The organism is Flavobacterium ajazii, from assembly GCF_010614725.1.
GTDB lineage: Bacteria > Bacteroidota > Bacteroidia > Flavobacteriales > Flavobacteriaceae > Flavobacterium > Flavobacterium ajazii.
Genome location: NZ_JAAEHL010000014.1, coordinates 24,140 through 45,526 on the forward strand (window position 1 = coordinate 24,140; position 21,387 = coordinate 45,526).

At 33.4% G+C, this 21,387-nt stretch carries 12 protein-coding genes; 9 read left to right on the forward strand and 3 right to left on the reverse strand.

Features of this window, described 5'->3' with window-relative positions; all coding sequences use genetic code 11:
- Positions 1-66 precede the first annotated feature (66 nt).
- Entirely contained in the window at positions 67-1,983 is a 1,917-nt protein-coding gene (gene yidC / locus GWR14_RS20795; protein ID WP_163411070.1) for a membrane protein insertase YidC, read from the forward strand.
- An 87-nt stretch (positions 1,984-2,070) separates the two neighbouring features.
- On the opposite strand, the gene GWR14_RS20800 is transcribed toward yidC, so the two are convergent.
- Both GWR14_RS20800 and GWR14_RS20805 read right to left on the reverse strand, forming a co-directional pair.
- The gene (locus tag GWR14_RS20800) at positions 2,071-3,195 is read right to left on the reverse strand and encodes a GTP cyclohydrolase (RefSeq protein WP_163411071.1); all 1,125 of its coding nucleotides are present in this window, start codon (positions 3,193-3,195) and stop codon (positions 2,071-2,073) included.
- Positions 3,196-3,260: 65 nt separating this feature from the next.
- Positions 3,261-4,289 (reverse strand): transporter, encoded by a 1,029-nt coding sequence (locus tag GWR14_RS20805; RefSeq protein WP_163411072.1) that lies wholly within the window; start codon positions 4,287-4,289, stop codon positions 3,261-3,263.
- A 125-nt stretch (positions 4,290-4,414) separates the two neighbouring features.
- Here GWR14_RS20805 and GWR14_RS20810 point away from each other — a divergent pair, with 125 nt between their 5' ends.
- The 5 genes from GWR14_RS20810 to GWR14_RS20830 all read left to right on the forward strand — a co-directional run bounded on the left by GWR14_RS20810 (position 4,415) and on the right by GWR14_RS20830 (position 10,661).
- Positions 4,415-4,711 (forward strand): DUF4834 family protein, encoded by a 297-nt coding sequence (locus GWR14_RS20810; protein ID WP_163411073.1) that lies wholly within the window; start codon positions 4,415-4,417, stop codon positions 4,709-4,711.
- 50 nt (positions 4,712-4,761) lie between these two features.
- Positions 4,762-7,233, forward strand: a complete 2,472-nt coding sequence (locus GWR14_RS20815; RefSeq protein WP_163411074.1) for a YfhO family protein — start codon at positions 4,762-4,764, stop codon at positions 7,231-7,233.
- A gap of 40 nt (positions 7,234-7,273) precedes the next feature.
- A complete protein-coding gene (locus GWR14_RS20820; protein ID WP_163411075.1) occupies positions 7,274-8,560 on the forward strand; it encodes a glycosyltransferase family 4 protein in 1,287 nt (428 codons plus the stop codon).
- 47 nt (positions 8,561-8,607) lie between these two features.
- Positions 8,608-10,077: an oligosaccharide flippase family protein gene (locus tag GWR14_RS20825; RefSeq protein ID WP_163411076.1), complete on the forward strand. Its 1,470-nt coding sequence runs from the start codon at positions 8,608-8,610 to the stop codon at positions 10,075-10,077.
- Positions 10,078-10,361: 284 nt separating this feature from the next.
- On the forward strand, positions 10,362-10,661 hold the full coding sequence (locus tag GWR14_RS20830) for a hypothetical protein (protein ID WP_163411077.1): 300 nt from the start codon (positions 10,362-10,364) through the stop codon (positions 10,659-10,661).
- Between the two features lie 83 nt (positions 10,662-10,744).
- Here the strand turns inward: GWR14_RS20830 and uvrA are convergent, their stop codons facing one another.
- Positions 10,745-13,543, reverse strand: a complete 2,799-nt coding sequence (gene uvrA / locus GWR14_RS20835; protein WP_163411078.1) for an excinuclease ABC subunit UvrA — start codon at positions 13,541-13,543, stop codon at positions 10,745-10,747.
- A 190-nt stretch (positions 13,544-13,733) separates the two neighbouring features.
- On the opposite strand from uvrA, the gene GWR14_RS20840 reads away from it, so the two are divergent.
- The 3 genes from GWR14_RS20840 (at position 13,734) to GWR14_RS20850 (ending at position 21,383) form a co-directional block, all read left to right on the forward strand.
- The gene (locus GWR14_RS20840) at positions 13,734-16,535 is read left to right on the forward strand and encodes a triple tyrosine motif-containing protein (RefSeq protein WP_246236358.1); all 2,802 of its coding nucleotides are present in this window, start codon (positions 13,734-13,736) and stop codon (positions 16,533-16,535) included.
- 241 nt (positions 16,536-16,776) lie between these two features.
- Complete coding sequence (locus tag GWR14_RS20845; protein WP_163411079.1) at positions 16,777-19,866, forward strand: SusC/RagA family TonB-linked outer membrane protein; 3,090 nt, start codon at positions 16,777-16,779, stop codon at positions 19,864-19,866.
- Between the two features lie 11 nt (positions 19,867-19,877).
- Positions 19,878-21,383 carry a RagB/SusD family nutrient uptake outer membrane protein gene (locus tag GWR14_RS20850; RefSeq protein ID WP_163411080.1) on the forward strand — a complete coding sequence of 502 codons (1,506 nt, stop codon included), beginning with the start codon at positions 19,878-19,880 and terminating at the stop codon, positions 21,381-21,383.
- Positions 21,384-21,387 lie beyond the last annotated feature (4 nt).

The window sequence follows — 21,387 nt, forward strand, 5'->3', positions numbered from 1 at the left end:
AGGTTGTAACTTTTGAAAGAAACACATAACTAATAACTTCTAACGAATAACTTTTTTAAATAAATAATGGAAGAAAAAAAATTAGACCTTAATTCAATCATTGGTTTTGTATTGATATTCGGAATTTTGATTTGGATTATGTATCAAAATCAGCCTTCTGAAAAAGAAATTGCTGCTGAAAAAGCCAAGAAAGAATTGGTAGCTAAACAAGAAGCTCAGGCCAAAGCAGATAAAGCCAAAACGGCTTCATTACCAACTGTTGCTGTAACTCCTGGAGATACAGTTCAATTGGCTCAATTGCAAAAAACTTTAGGAGGATTTGCTTATTCTGCAACACTTCCTTCTGCAAAAGAAGTTTTTACTACAATCGAAAATGAAAAATTAAAATTAACGATTGCCAATAAAGGAGGTTATATTGTTGAAGCTACTTTAAAAGGATTTGAAAAATTTCAAAAAGGGTCAAAACAATTAGTAGAGCTAATTAAGAATAATAATTCGAACCTGAATATTCAGTTATTGACTACTGATAACAGAACTTTGAATTCGAAAGATTTATTTTTTGAGCCTGCTTTAACTAAAACCGGAGCAGATCAGATTTTGACTATGCGTCTGAAAGCCGGGGCTAATGAATTCTTAGAATATAAATATGTATTAAAAGCAAATGACTATTTAGTAGGATTTGATATTCGTTCTCAGGGATTAAACCGTGTTTTAAATTCAGCAAAACCGTTGGATTTACAATGGGATTTAAAAACGTACAGAAACGAAAAAAGTGTTTCTTATGAAAACCGTTATGCGGAAATTTATTATGAGCATGAAGATGGTAAAATCAATTATGCAGGTTTAGGGAAACATGAAGAAGAAACAGCCGATAAGGTGAGTTTTATAGCCTATAAACAGCATTTCTTTACTTCTATTTTGGTTACAGAAAAGCCGTTTGCAACGACTAAATTAGAATCGACTAATTTGGTTAATGATGAGAAAATTGATACTGTTTTTACAAAACAATTTAAAGCAAATATTCCTTTAGCGTTTTCTAATGGTGAAATTGATTATAAAATGCAATGGTATTTTGGACCGGCAGATTATAAAGTGTTGAAATCGTATGACAAAAACTTCCAGAAAATTATTCCATTAGGTTGGGGAATCTTCGGTTGGATTAATAAGTTGATATTCGTTCCGCTGTTTGGATTCTTAAGTTCAACAATTGGATTGTCATTAGGAATTGCAATCATTATCTTTACGATTATTATTAAATTGGCTATGTCGCCAATTACATATAAATCATTCCTGTCTCAGGCCAAAATGAAAGTTTTAAGACCTGATATTACAGAATTGGGAGAAAAATACAAAAAAGACCCAATGAAAAAACAGCAGGAAACAATGAAACTGTACAACAAAGCAGGAGTAAACCCAATGGCTGGATGTATTCCGGCATTGATTCAGCTTCCATTTATGTATGCTTCATTCCAGTTTTTCCCTGCAGCTTTTGAGTTAAGACAAAAAGGTTTCCTTTGGGCAGATGATTTGTCTTCTTTTGATTCTGTTGTAAAATTACCATTCCATATTCCATTGTATGGTGATCATATTAGTTTGTTTCCGATTTTGGCAGCAATTGCTATTTTCTTTTATATGAAAATGACTTCGGGAGATCAGCAGATGGCAGCTCCTCAACAAGAAGGTATGCCGGATATGGCAAAAATGATGAAGATCATGATCTACGTATCACCGTTGATGATGTTAATTTTCTTCAACAGTTACGGAGCAGGATTGAGTTTATACAACTTTATTTCAAACTTAATTACAATCGGAATTATGTTTGTGATTAAAAACTACATCGTTGACAGTGATAAAATTCACGCTCAGATCCAGGAGAATAAGCAGAGAGAGCCTAAAAAGCCAAGTAAATTCCAGCAACGCCTTCAGGAAGTAATGGAACAGCAGGAAGCAGCTAAAAAAGAAGCTCAGAAAAGGAAAAAATAATTCTTTCAGTAAAAAATAAAAGGTCGGAATATTCAAATATTCCGACCTTTTATTTTTATATGTTTTTGGATATTGAAATCCTTATGCCTATTGAGATAATTCCTTGCGATATGTTTTTCTCTGACAATGAATTATCGGGTCAAAATTCTTCCATAAAAGGTGAATTGCATTATTTTCAAGTAATTCAGGTGTTCTGATACAGGTCTGGATTCCTTTTTTAGAAAATGTTTTGTAATATTCATCAAAAATTATAGCTGTAACTCCTTTGTTTTGGTATTCAGGACGAATTCCAATAAGGTAAAAAACAACATCTTTGCTGTACTTTCTTGCTCGTAATAAATGAAGGAATCCAAATGGGAAGAGTTTTCCTTTTGCTTTTTGTAAAGCTTCTGTAAAACTAGGCATCACGATACTGAAAGCAACTAATTTATCATCTTTATCCACGACAAATTTTATATATTCAGGATTGATAAAACCGATGTATTTCTTTTTAAAATATTCCTTCTGAACCTCTGAAACTGCAACAAAGGAAGCCAGTTTTTCGTACGATTCGTTAAATAAATCAAACATTTCGTCGACATACGGCATTATGTCTTTTGTTTTGGTAAAGGTTAAGGCTTTTAGGCCGTATCTTTTTTTGATGAGTTCCTGCGCTTTTGTAAAAAGCTCTGGTTTTACATTTGAAAATGGAAAAATACTTTCAATAAATTGTTTTTCTACCTGAAAGCCTAACTTTTCAAAATGGTCAACATAGTAGGCATGATTGTACCAGGTGATCATAGTTCCGATTTGGTCAAAACCTTCGGTTAAAACACCAACTTTATCTAAATTTGAAAATCCCATAGGACCTTCTATGTGATCGAGGTTGTTCTGTTTTCCTAATTGATGAACTTTTTCCAGTAAAGCTTTGGTTACTTCAATATCATCAATAACATCAAACCAGCCAAAACGAACTTTTCTTTTATGTTGGTTGTTTACTTCTCCCCAGTTGATAATAGCCGTAATTCGTCCGACAATTTCATTATTTTTATATGCCAGATAGAAATAAGCTTCAGCATTTTCAAAAGCCGGATTTTTTGTTTTATCAAATGACTCCAGTTCATCTGAAATAATAGGAGGAACCCAGTATGGATTATCTTTATATAAAGAAAAAGGGAATTTAATATATTCCGTTAATTCTTTTTTTGTTTTGGCTTCTTTAATTGTAATCATTAAACTCTTTTTTTGTTTTAATATTTTGCAGATAATCAGTTCGATTTCATTTAATAAATAAAAGCTTATTCATATTTTGCTTTTCTTTTTCGTTCTTTTTCCTGATAATCAACTTCTTCTGTTTTTTCTTTTTCTTCTTCCAGTTTTTGGTCTTTTTTAGACTTTTTGTCTTTTGGTTTTTTTGCTTTTTTTCCTACCCGTGTGAACTCATCTTTGTGTTTGCCATCATAACGTACTGATAAACCAATTCCGCCATAAAGGATAGAAGGAGTGTTTTTTAAATTTTTACTGATTGAAGCATCTATTTGAACATTTCGGGCAAAGAAATAAGCTGCCCCGCCCCTGAAAGTAAGGTCGCTGTATAAATCACTTTTATATCCCTGGTTTTCAATAAAACCGGACCATCTGTTGTTAATGCCTCTTGTTAGGGTTACAGCATAACCATATCCCGAATAATCGGTACCAACGTAATCTGCAATAATATTGGATACTAATACCCATCTGCCGTCTCCAAAATGATTTTGCGTAATCAGCATTAATTTTGGAGCGATATTAAACTTTGTAGAATAAAAACGCAGGTTGTTTGAATTATAAGCGTACGGATTGTCCTTAAAAACGAAATTAGCACCTGCAAAAATAGAAACTGCAGGAATTAATTGGTGCCATCTAAATTTTCTATTGGCACTGTAACTGTAAATATTAACGTCTCTTTTATTGTTTTTAAAAGGATCGTAAATAAGATATTTGGCACCTAAAATGGTTTGTCTAAAATTACTTTTCTTGAAAGTTGTTGCCGGTGTTGTAAATTTTTCATTTTGATATTGAATGTCAGCAATAAATTCAAGTTGCTCCATAAAAAGCCCCCCACGAAGTGTAAAATCCGTGCCAAAACCGGCAGCTTCATAATTTTGTGTATCATGCTTTTCAGTTATACCATAAAAACCAATTTCAGCCTGAATTACTGATTTTCCAACAGAGAACGCCGACATAGTCTCGCCAGGACGGTTAGAATTTATAATATCAGTGTGTTGAGCAAAAAAATATTGTGGAAATATAAATAGACAAGCTATCAGAAAGTTTTTAATTTTTAACATAGAGTATTTTATTAATTAAAAAGCTATAACGCATTTCAAATGTACTATATTTTATTATTTATTTAAGATTGATATTTTAATTTTAAACAGCGGATTTACTAATTTTGAAAAAAAATTATATGATCATGCAAGAAGCATCTTTTACAAATTTGTTTAAAACGATAATGTGGATTATTGCGTTTTATTATATTTTTAAATTTTTAGCTAAAATATTTTTGCCTGTACTGGTGAAAAAAGCGGTGGAAAAAGCAGGAGAAAATTTTCAGAGACAGCAGCAGCAATACAATCAATATAATCAGGGTAATGCCTGGCAGAACACGAACACTAATAAAGACGAAATAATTATTGATACTGCTAATGCTAAAAAATCCCGCGAAACCAAAAAAGTGGGGGAGTATGTTGATTACGAAGAAATAGATTAGATTTGTATCCTGAATATTCGGGATTCATCATTTAACCAAACCGCCCAAAATTGAAAATAGTAAATAAATTCTATCCGCATGCCCTTGTAATTCTGGGCTTTATTCTCGTTTCATTAATTTATTTTTATCCTGTTCTGCAGGGAAAACAAATCTTTCAGTCTGATATTGCTCAGTATACCGGAATGGCAAAAGAGCAAAATGATTTTAGGGCTGCCGAACACACTGAACCTTATTGGACAAATTCTGCTTTTGGAGGAATGCCGACTTATCAGCTGGGAGCAAACTATCCATACGATTTTGTAGGTAAAATTGATGATGTTTTACGTTTTCTGCCTCGTCCTGCAGATTATCTGTTTTTATATTTCTTAGGCTTTTACGGGTTGTTATTAGTTTTGAAAACAGATCCGTTAAAAGCTTTTATTGGAGCCATCGCATTTGGTTTTTCAACTTATTTAATCATTATTTTAGGAGTTGGTCATAATGCAAAAGCACATGCAATTGCTTATATGCCGTTGGTTATTGCTGGTATTATACTCGTCTTTCAGAAAAAATACATCTTTGGGGGACTTCTCACCATGTTTGCAGTTGCTTTGGAAGTTAATGCGAACCACTTTCAAATGACTTATTACCTGTTGATTTTCGTATTAATTCTTTCAGGATATTTTGTTTTTAATTTTATTAAAGAAAAACAATTTAAAGAATTAGGAATTGCTGTAGGGGTTTTGATTGTTGCCGGAATTTTTGCCATTGGTGCAAATGCTACTAATTTAATGGCCACCAGCGAATATGCTAAATTCAGTACTAGAAGTAACAGTGAACTGACTTTTAATCCGGACGGGTCTAAAAAGACCAATGAAAATGCCTTAAGTCGCGAATATATTACAGAATACAGTTATGGAATTGCAGAAAGCTTTAATCTTATTGCACCAAGGCTTTTTGGAGGTTCAAATCATGAAAATGTAGGTACTGACAGCCGTATGTATTCATTCATGACTGAGCAAGGTGTGCCTTCTACACAGGCACAGGATTTCGTGTCAGGAATGCCTACATATTGGGGAGACCAGCCTATTGTAGCTGCTCCTGCTTACATTGGGGTTGTGGTTTTCTTTTTAGGAGTTTTGGCATTGTTTATTGACGACAGAAAAATAAAATATGTATTTCTTGGAGGAGCATTGTTTTCATTGGTGCTTTCCTGGGGTAAGAATTTTTCTCTTCTGACAGACTTCTTTATTGATTATGTTCCGATGTATGATAAATTCAGGGCAGTCTCTTCAATTCAGGTTATTCTTGAACTATGTTTCCCTGTTTTAGCCGTTATGGGAGTTCAATCATTTTTTAAGGCAAAAGAAGAACCAAAATTACAGCAAAAAGCTCTGATACAAACAGGTGTTTTTGGCTTGGGGGTAATTTTAATTTTACTAATTGCTAAAGGATTTTTCCACTTTACAGGAAGCAGTGATAGTTATTATTTAGAAAATTACGGTCCTGGTTTTGTTGACGCATTGAAAGAAGACAGAATGGCATTGTACCTGGCTGATTTGTTACGTTCAGGTTTTTTCATTGTGATAACTTTTATAATTTTATGGTTATTTGTCAAAAACAAACTGTCTCAAAATACTGCTTTAATCATAGTAGGGCTTTTGATGATTTTTGATTTGTTTTTTGTAGATAAAAAATACGTTTCTGCAAAAGATTTTGTAAGTCCTGCGGAAATAGCTGCTCCGTTTCAGGAGACTCCTTCAGATACAGAGATTTTAAAAGATACTACACATTACAGAGTTTTTGAAATGGATGGAAATATGTCAAGTGCAAGAGCTTCTTATTTTCATCATTCTATTGGCGGTTATCATGCAGCAAAACCAAGGAGGATTCAACAGTTGTTTGATTATCAGATTGCTAATAAAGCAAAAAAAATGAATCTGGAAGTGCTTAATATGTTAAATGTTAAGTATGTGATTCAGACTGATAAAGAGGGAAGAGCAATTCCAACAATAAATCCTGATGCAAACGGAAACGCCTGGTTTGTGAATACAGTAAAACTGGTAAATAAAGCAGATGATGTAATGAAAGCTTTAGACTATGTTGATACCAAAAAAGTAGCTGTTTTCAATGTGCATGAGCACGAAGGTAAATTTAAAAGTGCCCGTTTAAAAAAACAATGGGATACAATTGGGACCATAAAAGTGGTACAGTACAAACCAAACTACATAAAATATCAATCGGATAACGGAAAAGAAGGTTTGGCTGTTTTCTCTGAAATTTATTATAAAAATGGCTGGAATGCTTACATTGATGGTAAATTGACAGATCACTTTCCGGTGGATTATGTTCTAAGAGGAATGGAAATTCCTGGAGGGAAACATACAATTGAATTCAAGTTTGAACCTCAGGTAATCAAAACCGGAAGTACAATTACACTAGCAAGTTCAATTGGAATGTTGCTACTTTTAATTGGAGGGATTTATTTTGAAAAATTCTTTCGCAAAGATTCGCAAAGAAATCACGGAGATGCCCAAAAATAATTTAAAAACTTTGTGTAGACTTTGTGAATCTCTGTTGAATATGGAACCAAAGAAGCTTTTAATAATTACCTATTACTTCCCGCCAGCTGGAGGCCCAGGAGTACAGCGCTGGCTAAAATTTGTAAAATATCTGCCCGAATTTGATGTACAGCCAATTGTTTATGTTCCGGAAAACCCAACTTATCCAATTGTAGACGAAGGTTTGGTAAGCGAAATTTCAGATAAAGTTATTGTTCTTAAAAATAAGATTTGGGAGCCCTATCAATTGGCTTCTGTTTTTTCAAAAAATAAAACTAAAAAAATCAGTTCAGGGATTTTTCCGCAAAAGAAAAAACAGACTTTTTTAGATAAAACTTTTCTTTGGATTCGTGGTAATCTTTTTATCCCTGATGCACGTGTTTTTTGGGTTAAACCTTCTGTGGCTTTTCTTGAGGAGTATATTAAGGAGAACAATATTGATACTATTGTGACTTCCGGTCCGCCACACAGTCTTCACTTGATTGGTTTAGAATTACAGCAGAAACTGAAAGTGAAATGGTTTGCCGATTTCCGTGACCCATGGACAACGATTGGTTATCATAAAGCGCTTCGTTTGTCTTCTTACGCTGAAAAAAAGCATAAAAAATTAGAACATAAAGTACTTAATTCGGCAGACGAAATAATTGTAACCAGTAAAACTACTAAAGCAGAATTTCAGGCGATAACCAATAAACCTATTTCAGTTATTACAAATGGTTATGATATTGAAAATGTAGAGAAGCAAGTTCTGGATACCAAATTTACACTTGCTCATATCGGTTCCTTTTTGTCAGACCGGAATCCAAAGTTTTTATGGGAATGTCTGGTTGAATTATTAAATGAAATCCCTGATTTTAAATCACATTTAGAAATTAAATTAATTGGTGCAGTAAGCCAGGAAGTACTTGATTCAATTGCAGAGTTTAAATTAAATGATTATTTGAATCTTCTGGGTTATGTTTCGCATAATGAGGCAATTGCGCATCAAAAAAGATCTCAGGTTTTGCTTTTAATCGAAATTAATTCTGAAGACACAAAAAGCATTATTCCGGGGAAATTATTTGAATATATGGTATCAAACCGTCCAATAATTGCAATTGGTCCTCAAGGTTCTGACTTTGCGGATATTATAAAAGAAACAAATACAGGAGTATTTTTTGATTATTCTGAAAAAGCGAAATTAAAAAGTGTAATTTTGGACTTTTATAATCAGTTTTTGGCTGGAAATTTACAGGCTCACGGAGTTGGTTTACAGCAATATTCAAGAAAAAACCTGACCAAACAATTAGCCCAATTAGTTAAGGGATAAGTTTTTAAAGCCATAATAACCTAAAATTCTACAATTTAAACTCAAACATGGGTATTGTCTTAAATCAGTCTTTCAAGAATACAATAATTACATATATAGGTTTCGGTATTGGAGCCATTAATACGCTTTATTTGTATCCTATTTATTTAGGTGCAACATATTATGCATTAACTAATTATATTCTTTCTGCAGCAAATGTTATCATGCCTCTGTTTGCTATCGGGATGCAAAATACTCTGGTCAAGTTTTATTCACAATATGAAACAGAAGAGGAAAGAGAACAATTTTTATCGTTTACAGCCTTATTTCCAATATTGATGTGCATCCCTTTGGGAATTATAGGAATCTTTTTCTTTGATGACATAACAGAATTCGTTTCTAAAGAAAATCCGGTAGTTAAAGAATTTATGCTTTTAATTCCGTTTATTGGAATTTGTATGGCGTATTTTGAAATTTTTTATGCCTGGGCAAGAGTTCATATGCACTCAGTTTTTGGTAATTTTATTAAAGAAGTAGGTTTGAGACTATTCTCCAGTTTTGCATTAATTGGATTGTATTTTAAATGGATGTCCCTGATTCAGTTCGTATATCTGACTGCAATAATCTATTTTGTTGCTTTTTTAGTGACAATGTTTTATGCATTTTATATCAAAAGACCTAATTTTCAGATTAGTATTCCTGGAAATGTAAAAAGTGTAATGGAGTATACCTTTTACATTATTTTATCAGGAAGTGTAGCCAACTTGCTATTAGACGGTGACAAATTGATGTTGAATCAATACATGGAAATCAAGAATATTGCCTATTATTCTGTAGCCACATATATTGCATTGGTTATTTCAGTTCCAAGCCGTGCCATGCATCAAATTGTGTATCCGATTACAGCTAAACTGATGCACGAAAATAAACACGACGAATTAAACATTTTATATAAAAAAACATCTATAAACCTGCAAATTGTGGGAGGCTTTGTGATGTTATGCATTTTTGTAAATATTAATCAGCTTTATGAAATCGTTCCAGCTGAGTACAGAGGCGGAATTCCGGTCGTTTTTATGATTGGACTGTCTAAATATTTTGATTTGATTCTGGGAAATAATAATGCGATTATCTTTAATACAAAATATTACCGAATGGTTTTATTTTTAGGACTAGGTTTAGTTGTTCTGACTTTTATTTTAAATGTTATTTTTATTCCGCTTTACGGAATTATGGGATCGGCCTTTGCTACTTTGTTGTCAATAACTTTTTATAGTCTGGCAAAATTACTTTTCGTTGTTAAAAAACTTCATCTTTATCCATTTACAAAGCAGAATCTGTATTCACTGGCAGTTACAACTGTTTTATTTCTTGGTTTTTATTTTTGGGAGTTTCCGGTTTACCCTTTAATTGGAATTGCTTTAAAATCAGTTTTGGTGACTATTTTATACTTGTACCTTAATTATAAGTTTGAGATTTCTCCTGATATCAATCAGGTCATAGGCAATCTTTTCAAAAAAATCGGAATAAAAATTTAAGAAGGTTGTTCTTTAGGATTATAATTTAGCCTTCTTTTTTTAAATTGAAAATTAATAAAAAATCATAATTTATTGATTTGTATGTTTTTATGTTTAATTTTAACAGTTGTTTTATTTGTAGTTTATAAGATAAAAACTACCTTTATCTTCTCAAATTAACAATGAATTCTCTTTTATATTGAAAAATCGTTTGTAAATCACTAAAAGTGGGTATTGTTAGCAGTATTGAGTTTGTGTAATTTTGTTAAAAGAATTAAGTAAGATTAATTTTAATTTAATAATTTATGAAAAACAATCAATCCAGCCGGGAAGAAAGTCTGCAAGTATTCTCTAATATGATCTCTAAGAAGGTTCATAATGGATTTGTACTTGAAGAACGCAATGACAAAATGCTTTTTGCGGTGCTTTCAAAAGGAGGAAAAGCTGTAGATCACGGGTTTAATTTTATAATTTTTTGTTTAACATTAGGTTTGTGGTCAGTAGCATGGTTGTATCTTACAGTTGAAGCGTCTAAACAAAAAAAGATTTTAGTTGCTATAGATGAAGATGGAGTTCCTTTTGAAGAAAGATGTTTAGTTGCTTAGCAATTAAATGATTAAGAAAAAATAGCCACGAGTTATCTCTTATTACAATTCAGTAAAAAAGAAATAATTCGTGGCTACTTTATTTAATTTAGTTTTTCCTTTAAATAAATTCCCGTAACAGACTCTTTAACCTTTACGATATCTTCAGGAGTCCCGACAGCTAATAAATGTCCGCCGTTTTCACCTCCTTCAGGTCCTAAATCAATAATCCAGTCGGCACATTTTATAAGGTCCAGATTGTGTTCAATCACAATAATAGAATGTCCTTTTTCAATCAGGGCATCAAATGAAGCCAGTAATTTTTTGATGTCATGAAAATGTAGTCCGGTAGTAGGTTCGTCAAAAACAAATAAAGCTTTATCTTTTGTCGCTCCTTTTACTAAAAAAGAAGCTAATTTAATACGCTGTGCTTCTCCACCCGAAAGAGTAGAAGAAGATTGTCCTAATTGTACATATCCTAAACCAACATCTTTAAGAGGCTGTAGTTTTTGAGTGATTTTTGTCTGTTTATTTTTTTCAAAAAAAGTTATGGCATCATCAATTGTCATAGTTAGGATATCATTGATGTTCTGATTGTCAAAAGTAATTTCTAAAATCTCTTTTTTAAATCGTTTTCCGTTACAGGTTTCACATGGTAAAGAAACATCAGCCATGAATACCATTTCAACATTTATTGAGCCTTCACCTTTACAGGTTTCGCATCGGCCTCCGTCAACGTTAAAAGAAAAATGTTTTGCCTGATAGCCTCTTATTTTAGACAACTTTTCTTTAGCGTATAAATCACGGATATCATCATAAGCTTTTATATATGTTACAGGATTCGATCTTGAACTTCTTCCAATAGGATTCTGATCGACGTATTCAATGTGTTTTATTTGAGAAAAAGACCCTTTTATATCGGTAAACTGACCCGCTTTTTCAGAGGCACTTTCCAGTTTTTTCTGTATCGCCGGAAACAAGATTTTTTTAATCAGCGTACTTTTTCCGCTTCCTGAAACCCCGGTAACAACAGTTAATATATCTAAAGGAAAAGTAACAGTAACATTTTTTAAATTGTTTTCCCTGGCGCCAATAATATCAATATGATTTTTGAATTTGCGTCTTTTTTTAGGTACAGAAATTTCCAAATTGCCATTTAGATATTTAGCTGTCAAAGATTCTGATTTTAAAATTTCATCATAAGTTCCCTGAGCCACCAAATTTCCTCCAAAAGTTCCGGCTTCAGGTCCAATATCGATAATCATATCGGCGGCTTTCATGATATCTTCATCGTGTTCAACCACAATAACGGTATTCCCTAAATCACGAAGGGAAAGTAAAACTTTGATTAATCGTTCAGAATCTTTTGGGTGCAGACCAATACTTGGTTCATCCAAAATATACATAGAACCTACTAAACTGCTTCCTAGTGAGGTGGCTAGATTGATGCGCTGGGATTCTCCTCCCGAAAGTGTGGATGAATTTCTGTTTAACGTCAAATAATCCAATCCAACTTCAGTCAAAAATGATAAACGATTGTTGATTTCAACCATTAGACGTTTTGCAATTTGCTGTTCGTAAACATTTAAATCAATGTTTTTGAAAAAGGTAACTAAATGTTTAATTGGTAAATCGACTAACTCAGAAACGGTCCTACCATTAATTTTTACATAAGAAGCTTCTTCACGTAAGCGTCTTCCTCGACAGGCATGGCATTTGGTTTTTCCGCGGTAACGCGATAACATTACGCGATTTTGTATTTTATAATTTTTTTCTTCAAGTTCTTTGAAAAAATCGTTTAATCCCTGAAAATACTGATTTCCTTTCCAGATCAGGTCTTTTTGATCTTCTGTAAGTTCAAAATAAGGTTTGTGAATCGGGAAATCAAATTTATAGGCATGTTTTACCAACTCGTCTTTATACCAGCTCATGCTGTCACCTCTCCATGGATAAATAGCACTTTCAAAAACAGACAAAGCTGTATTTGGAACTACCAAATCGGCATCAATACCGATAATATTTCCGTAGCCTTCACAAACCGGACAGGCTCCGTATGGATTGTTAAAACTAAATAAGTGTACGTTTGGCTCTAAAAAAGTAATGCCGTCTAATTCGAAATTATTAGAATAAGAGAATCTTTTTTCAGTGCCTAATTCCTGAAGATAACAAATTCCTTTTCCTTCAAAAAAAGCAGTTTGTACAGCATCGGCAAGACGATTGTAGAATTCATCTTCATCTTTAACGACAATTCTGTCTATGACTAATAAAATATCTTTGTTGTCTAATTTGTGTATATCCGTTGGTGTGAATTCATCTAAGCGAACCATTTCGTTATCCACTAAAATACGTGCAAAACCTTGCTGTAAAAGGATTTTAAGCTTGTCTTCGAGCTGGCGTCCTTCCTCAAGATGGATAGGAGAAAGTAATAACCATTTGCTATCCAGTTCAAAAGTTTTTACATCTGAAACCACATCTGAAACTGTATTTTTTTTGACTTCTCTGCCTGAAACCGGAGAATAGGTGCGTCCGATTCTGGCATATAAAAGTTTGATATAATCGTAAATTTCAGTTGAAGTACCAACAGTCGAGCGGGCATTGGTCGTGTTTACTTTTTGCTCAATTGCAATCGCCGGAGCAATTCCTTTAATATATTCAACTTTTGGTTTGTCTAATCTTCCTAAAAACTGACGTGCGTAGGATGACAAACTTTCAACATAACGGCGCTGACCTTCGGCGTATAAAGTATCAAACGCCAGACTTGATTTTCCTGATCCGGAAAGCCCAGTAATAACTACAAGTTTGTTTCGGGGGATAGCAACATCTACATTTTTTAAATTATGTACCTGTGCTCCTTTAATGATGATATTATGTTTTGGGTCTAGTGTAGAAAGATCAATTTGCATAAAAAAAGTCAATTTCTACAAAAGTAATCAATTTTGAATTGAGTTTTGTTAATGCGACTGTTCCAAATCTTAACAGAGTTGCTGTGGTTTGAAGGTTTTGGTTATTGTTGATTTTTATATTAAATTTTGCTGTTTTGATATAAAAAAAGTTATTTTAGAACAGCTTTTTTAACTAATACCTTCTTTAAATTTGAAAACCAAAATTTATATTCTTAGTTTTTTATTGAGTTTTATACTTCAGGCACAGGAATTACCGCCAATTGTAAAATATCCTTCAACCGTTTATGGTGCGGGGAATCAAAGCTGGATGATTTCTCAGGATGAACAGAATGTAATGTATTTTGCCAATAACGAGGGGCTTTTGGAATACAACGGGACTAATTGGGAATTGTATCCAACACCAAATGAAACCATAATAAGATCTGTAAAAGTAATCGATAATAAGATTTATACAGGTTGTTATATGAATTTTGGTTACTGGACAAGGCAGTCAAATGGGAAATTAAAATATACTTCGCTAAGTGATAGAATTAAAAATAAAATTCTTGATGATGAACAGTTTTGGAATATTTTAAAATACGATCACTGGATTTTATTTCAGTCTTTAAACCGGATTTATATTTATGATACTAAAACAAAAAGTTTCAGGGTTATTTCTCCAAAAAATGGCATTGTAAAATCATTTAGTACTCAAAATTCGATTTATTATCAAATTTTAAATGAAGGTATTTTTGAAATTGAAGGAGGAAAAGGGAAGCTGATTTCGAATAATCCAATATTGAAAAAAAATACAGTAGTAAATATTTTTACAATTAATGAAGGATTACTCATTCAGACACAATTAAATGGATTTTATAAGTTGATTGGAACAACTTTAACGCCTTTTGCGACTGAGGTTGATTCGCAGATAAAATCAGGTTTTGTTTACAGTAGTCAACGTCTTCAAAATGGTTGTTATGCCTTGGGTATGGTTTCTAACGGTATTTTTATTTTATCGGAAACAGGAAAACTGAATTATCATATTTCGCAAAGCAAAGGGCTGAGTAACAATACTGTTTTGTCTTTGTTTGAAGATAAAGATCAGAATGTTTGGGCAGGGCTTGATAACGGAATTAATTGTATAAATCTGCAAACTCCTGTGCATAGTTTTACAGATGAAACAGGTGCCTTAGGAACCGTTTATGCTTCAATTGTACATAACGGAATGTTGTATGTGGGTACCAATCAGGGATTGTTTTGTAAAAAATACCAAAGCAATAGTGATTTTCAGTTTATGAACGGAACAAAAGGGCAGGTATGGTCTTTGTTTGAATATGATAATACACTTTTTTGCGGACATGATTCGGGAACATTTGTTGTGGATCAAACATCGGTTAGAAATGTTTTTTCTGGTTCAGGAACATGGAAGTTTGAATCTGTACCAAATAATAAAAACATATTGCTTCAGGGGAATTATTACGGAATTTCGGTTTTGGAAAAAAATAATAATCAATGGAAATTTCGAAATAAAATAAAGGGATTTAATTATTCGTCGCGTTATTTTGAAATTACACCAAGTCTGGAGGTATATGTGAGCCATGAATACAAAGGAATTTTTAGATTTAAACCGGATAATGATTTTTTAAAAGCAAAAGAGTTTTACGTTTATTCGTCTCCCAAAAAAGGAAAAAATGCAAGTCTTACCAAGTTTAATAATGTTATTTACTATGCATATAAAGGTGGCATTTTTAAATTAAATCCAAAAACAAAACAATTTGAAAAGGATAAGTTATTAAGTTCTATTTTCGAAAAAGACGAATATACTTCGGGGAAATTAATTGTAGATCAGTCTAATAAAATATGGCTGTTTTCTAAAAATTATATACATTATTTTTCAGCAAGTAAACTGAGTAATCAGTTGAAACAAAACGTAATTCCGATTCCGTCTACTTTGACCAATTCGATGCTGGGTTTTGAAAATATTACCCAAATATCCAAATCTACTTATTTAATAGGTACTACAGATGGTTATTACACATTAAATATAGATGATTTAAGTTTTAAAAATTATACGGTTTCGATTTCGGAAATTTCAATAAATAAACAGAACCAGACTTTAAAGAATGTTGTTTTGGGTGAGGAAGGAAAATTTAAATCGAATGAAAATAATATTACTTTAAATTATACTGTTCCGGAATACAATAAATACATCAATTCGGAATATCAGTACTTACTGGAAGGCTTTCAAAACGAATGGAGTGAATGGAGTACAAAATCGTCTGTTAATTTTAAAAACCTGTCTTCCGGGAAATATACTTTCAAAGTCCGCGCAAAATATGCCAATACACTTTTACAAAATACAGCTGTGTATACTTTTGTGATTTTAAAACCCTGGTACCTGACTAATCTGGCCTGTTTTATTTACTTACTGCTTCTGATTGTTATAGGTTATTTTATAAACAAAGCCTATCGAAATTATTATCGAAAACAAGAAGCGAAATTAATTGAAGAAAATAATCTTTTGCTGGAAATTAAAGAGCTTGAAAATGAACAGCAGTTAATGAAACTCAGAAATGAGCAGCTGTCGCAGGATGTTGATAATAAAAATCGTGAACTGGCAGTTTCTACCATGAGTCTGAACAGTAAAAATGAACTTCTGGCTTTTATCAAAGATGATCTGAAGAAAACATCTCAGGAGGATAATAAAAATATTAAGTCGGTAATCAGAACTATTAACGATAATATTACCGAAGAAGATTCCTGGAAAGTTTTCAAAGAAGCTTTTGATAATGCCGATAAAGATTTCCTGAAAAGAATAAAACAAATTCATCCCTTATTAACTCCTAATGATTTGCGATTGTGTGCCTACCTGAGGTTAAATCTTTCGTCAAAAGAAATTGCTCCTTTATTTAATATTTCCGTTAGAAGTGTTGAAATAAAAAGATATCGTTTACGCAAAAAAATGGAATTGCAGCATGAAATTGGTTTGGTGGAATATATTCTTGCTGTATAGTAGCATAAAAATTACTCCAAAATACCTATACATCACCACAACATTATTGATTTATTGTGTTTTTTACACTTAAAATGTTAAATAAATTAACATTTGAGATTTGTGTTGAAATAAAGATATTTTTTAACGGATTTTTAATTTGTTGGTGTTTTTTTTATGATGTATGTTTTTTGTTGAGGTTAATTTTGAAGTATTCTTAAGCGGATATAATAAATTTAGCTTCAATAAAAACTAACTAATTATGAAACCAAAATTATTGTTAACCGTACTGTTACTGTTTACTTCTTTTGCTTTTGCGCAAACTTTAGATGTAAACGGGACAGTACTTGATGCATCAGGTTTATCCCTGCCTGGTGTAAATGTAAAAGTGAAAGGTTCGTCACAAAGTACTACAACAGATTTCGACGGATCTTTCAAACTATTAGGTGTCCCAAAAGGAACCGTAATTGTTCTAAGTTATATAGGTTTTCGAACTCAGGAAGTCACCGTTTCGGGAAACAAAATTACGATCAAAATGAGTGATGATGCAAAATCACTTGATGAAGTTGTAGTTATTGGTTACGGAAGCCAGAAAAAGAGAGAAGTAACCGGTGCAGTATCTGTTGTAGATAGTAAAACACTCGATATTTTAAAACCTGCACGTATAGAACAGGCTTTACAAGGAACTGTTTCGGGAGTAAATGTTACTACTCAGTCCGGATCTCCGGGGGCAAAGCTGGATATCAGAATACGTGGTATTGCTACAAATGGACAGAACGGTCCTGTCACCATTATTGATGGTTATGTAGGTGATATGAGTCTGTTAAGTCCAAGCGATATTGAAACGATTACGGTTTTAAAAGATGCTCAGGCTGCTATTTATGGTACTATAGGAGCAAACGGAATCATTTTAGTTACGACTAAAATGGGTAAGAAGAATTCCAAAACAAGATTCTCTTTTAATACCTATACAGGATTTCAGGAAACATCCAGAAAATTACCAACTTTAAATGCTACAGAATACGCCTTATTATTAAACGAAAGTTTTGCTAATGGCGGGAGGCCGCTTCCTTATCCAAACGTAAGCGGTTTAGGAAAAGGAACAGACTGGCAGGATGAAGTTTTTAGTAAAGGTGTACCTATTATTAATCACGATCTTTCTGTTTCCGGAGGTTCAGAAAAGATTACGTATGCAATTTCCGGTTCACATTTGGATCAGGAAGGAATTGTTGGCGGAGACAAAGCCGGCTTTTTAAGAAATACAGCAAGATTAGCATTGGGAGCGGATTTGACTGATAAATTGAAAGTTAAAACAAATGTTATCTATACTTATTTTAGAAGAAAATCACTGAATGAAAATGGTTTAGGATCTGTACTGTTTAACGCTCTGAATGTTCCTTCTACATATGCCCCAAAAGATGCAAACGGTGATTTTACCAAAATACCGACAACTCTAGGAAATGAAATCATCAATCCGCTGGCACAAATTGACAATACCTATAATGATTATAATTATAAAAAAATCAACGGAAATTTCGGTTTGGATTATAAACTGTTTAACGGATTTGTTTTATCAGGAGCAATAGGTTTTAATACCTCGAACAGTGAATCAAAATCATTTGCGAAGCAAGTGTTATATTGGGAAAATCCAAGCGATAAAGTATTTGATGTAGTAAGAAGTTCTGTAACGCAACAAACAGTAAATGATAATAACTATTCTTTTGACTTTTTTGGAACTTACACTAAAAAAGTAGCTGAAAACCACAATTTTGTTGGAACTATCGGTACTACTATTTTTAAAGAATGGGGGAATTCTGCCAATGCAACAGGTTATGATGTTCCGAACAACTCATGGGAATATGCTGATCTTTCTTTAACCAAAGGGATACCAGTGGCGTTGAATACAGGTGGTTACGTTTATGACCAAAGAAGACTTTCGTATTTTGGAAGATTACAATATGATTATAAAGGGAAATATTTGTTTTCTGCTATGCTCAGACGTGATTCTTCTACGAAATTCGGGCCAGGGAATAAAGTTGGCTACTTTCCTTCTTTTACCGGAGGCTGGGTGATATCTGATGAAAATTTCTTTGGCGAATCAAAAACTATTAATTTCTTAAAATTTAGGGCCAGTTATGGTACATTAGGAAATGACCAGATTCCAAACTACGGATATCTGGGGCTTTTAACCGGTGAAGCAACTTATGTTTTTGATGGTGGGTTATCAAGCGGAACTGCAACAGGTCAAATCCCTAATCCTGACTTAAAATGGGAAGAGGCAAAAAAGTTTGACGTTGGTTTTGATTTAAAATTATTTCAGGATAAAGTTTCTATAGTAACAGACTATTTTATTGACACCAGAAAAGATTTATTGATACCAAATATTCCGGTTTCGGGAATTACGGGTATTGGTGCTCCGGGAGCAAGTCCTCCGACTATGAATGCAGGTACAGTAAGAAATTCAGGAATTGAATTTGCGATTGACTATAAAGAAAAATTTTCGGACAATTTTAGTATGAGTTTAGGTTATAATGTAACCTTTATTAAAAATGAAGTATTAGAAGTAAATAACGGAACCGGTTTCATAGAAGGAGGAGGTTTTGGTGTTGGTCAGCCGGCAATTTCCAGAATGGAAGAAGCGTTGCCGGGACAAAAGAAATTGCCGATAGGTTATTTTTACGGATATAAAACCGATGGGATTTTTCAAAATCAGGCAGAAGTTGAGGCTCACCCATCTCAATTAGCTTTAGGAACAGAAGCTTCACCAGGAGATCTTCGGTTTGTGGATGTCAATGGTGACGGGATAATTGATACAAAAGATAAAACAAATATAGGAGACCCGATTCCGGAAGCAACTATGGGGTTCAATTTACAGTTAAATTATAAAAATCTTGATTTTGCAGCTTATACATTTGCTTCTGTAGGAAATGATATGGTTCGCAATTACGAAAGAACAAATCCATATGCGAATCGTTTAGATTATGTTTTAGACAGATGGACAGGAGAAGGAACTGGCAATGCTGTACCAAGAGTAACAACCAGCGCAACAACGAATACTAATTTTTCTGATTATTATGTAGAAGATGCTTCTTATGTAAGAATTCAAAATATTCAATTAGGTTATACACTTGATCCTAAAATTTCTCAAAAAGCAGGAATTACAAAACTAAGACTTTATGCAGGGGTAAATAATCTGTACACTTTTACCAAATACAAAGGTTTTGATCCGGGGGCCTCATTTGGTCTAACCAATCAGGATGGGGTTTCTCAATCGCCTATTGGTGCCGGAATCGATTACGGATTCTATCCGGTTCCAAGGACTTATTTATTGGGTTTAAACGTTAATTTTTAATTGCAATTAAAATGAAAAAATATTTATTTACAATCATTATTACATTAACTCTGTTTTCGGCAGTAAGTATTTCCTGTTCGGATGAGTTTGTAGATCCTAAGCCGGCCTATTCGATAGATTCTGAAAATTATTTTAATTCAAAAGCCGATTATGAGCAGGCATTAATTGCTGCCTACGATTTGCTTCAGTCTTCTTATGCCAATGTTTTGCTGGGAGAAATTGCTTCTGATAATACTTTGTGCGGCGGAGAAAGCCCTATAGATGTAATCGGCTGGCAGCAAATTGATGATATGATTCACACAGAGACAAACAGCAACCTTAGAGATATTTGGAACTGGATGTTTGCTGGTGTTCAAAGAGCCAATTACATACTTGAGTTTCAAAATAAAACCGATTTTGAGGGAAAAACCCAGCTTTTAGCAGAAACCCATTTTCTTAGGGCATACTATCAATTTGAATTAGTAAAATGGTTTGGTGGTATTCCTATGAAAGGAGATGCCAGGTTCAAGATTGGAGATGAAAAAACAATTCCGCGTTCATCAGTTCCAGAGGTATATGCTGCTATTGAAGCTGATTTGATTTTTGCAATTGCCAATTTATCTCCAACGGCGTCTCAAAAAGGACGTGTTACCAAAGGAGCAGCGCAGGCATTATTAGGGAAAGCTTATTTGTATCAAAATAAATTTGCTTTGGCAGCTACAACTTTAGAAAGTTTAATAAGTACTTCTCCATACTCTTTAGAAACAGATTATAATAAATTATTCGAAATGGAAGGTGAAAACGGACCTGAATCTGTTTTTGAAGTGCAGTATACAGATGTTGAAGGCGCTGCTTTTACCTGTTTGCAATGCAGCGAAGGAAATGTTGCTGTTGGTTTCAGCGGAGTACGTGGTTATGACGGGCCTCTTTTTACTTCAGGATTTAGTTTTAATGTTCCTACTCAGGAAAGTGCCGATGCTTTTGAAGTTGGCGACAGGCGTAAAGATGTTGCTATTTTGGATATTGCTGCCTGGGCTGCTGCTAATACTGCTTATAATGATGGGAAGGGAATCAAATACGGAAAAGGAAATGAGGATACCGGATTTTTTAACCGAAAATATTTGCCAAGAAAAAGAAGTGGGAATGCTGCAGGAGATTTGAATTTGACGAATCCGAATAATTACAGAGCCATTCGTTATGCTGATGTTTTATTAATGGCTGCTGAAGCTTACAACAGAGGGGGAATTGATGATGGTAAAGCAAGAGGATATCTGAACGAAGTCAGAAGACGTGCTTTTGGAGATACTAATCATGATATATCAGCATCAGGAGCTGCATTAACCGATTTTATTCTGGCAGAAAGAAGGCTGGAGTTCTTTGGAGAAGGACATCGTTTCTTTGATTTGGTAAGAACAGGAAAAGCAGTTGGAACAATACCTGGTTTTGAAAAGGATAAAAACGAATTATTTCCGATTCCTATCGAAGAAATTCAATTTGCAAATGGAAACTGGAAACAAAATCCGGGGTATACTAAATAACATC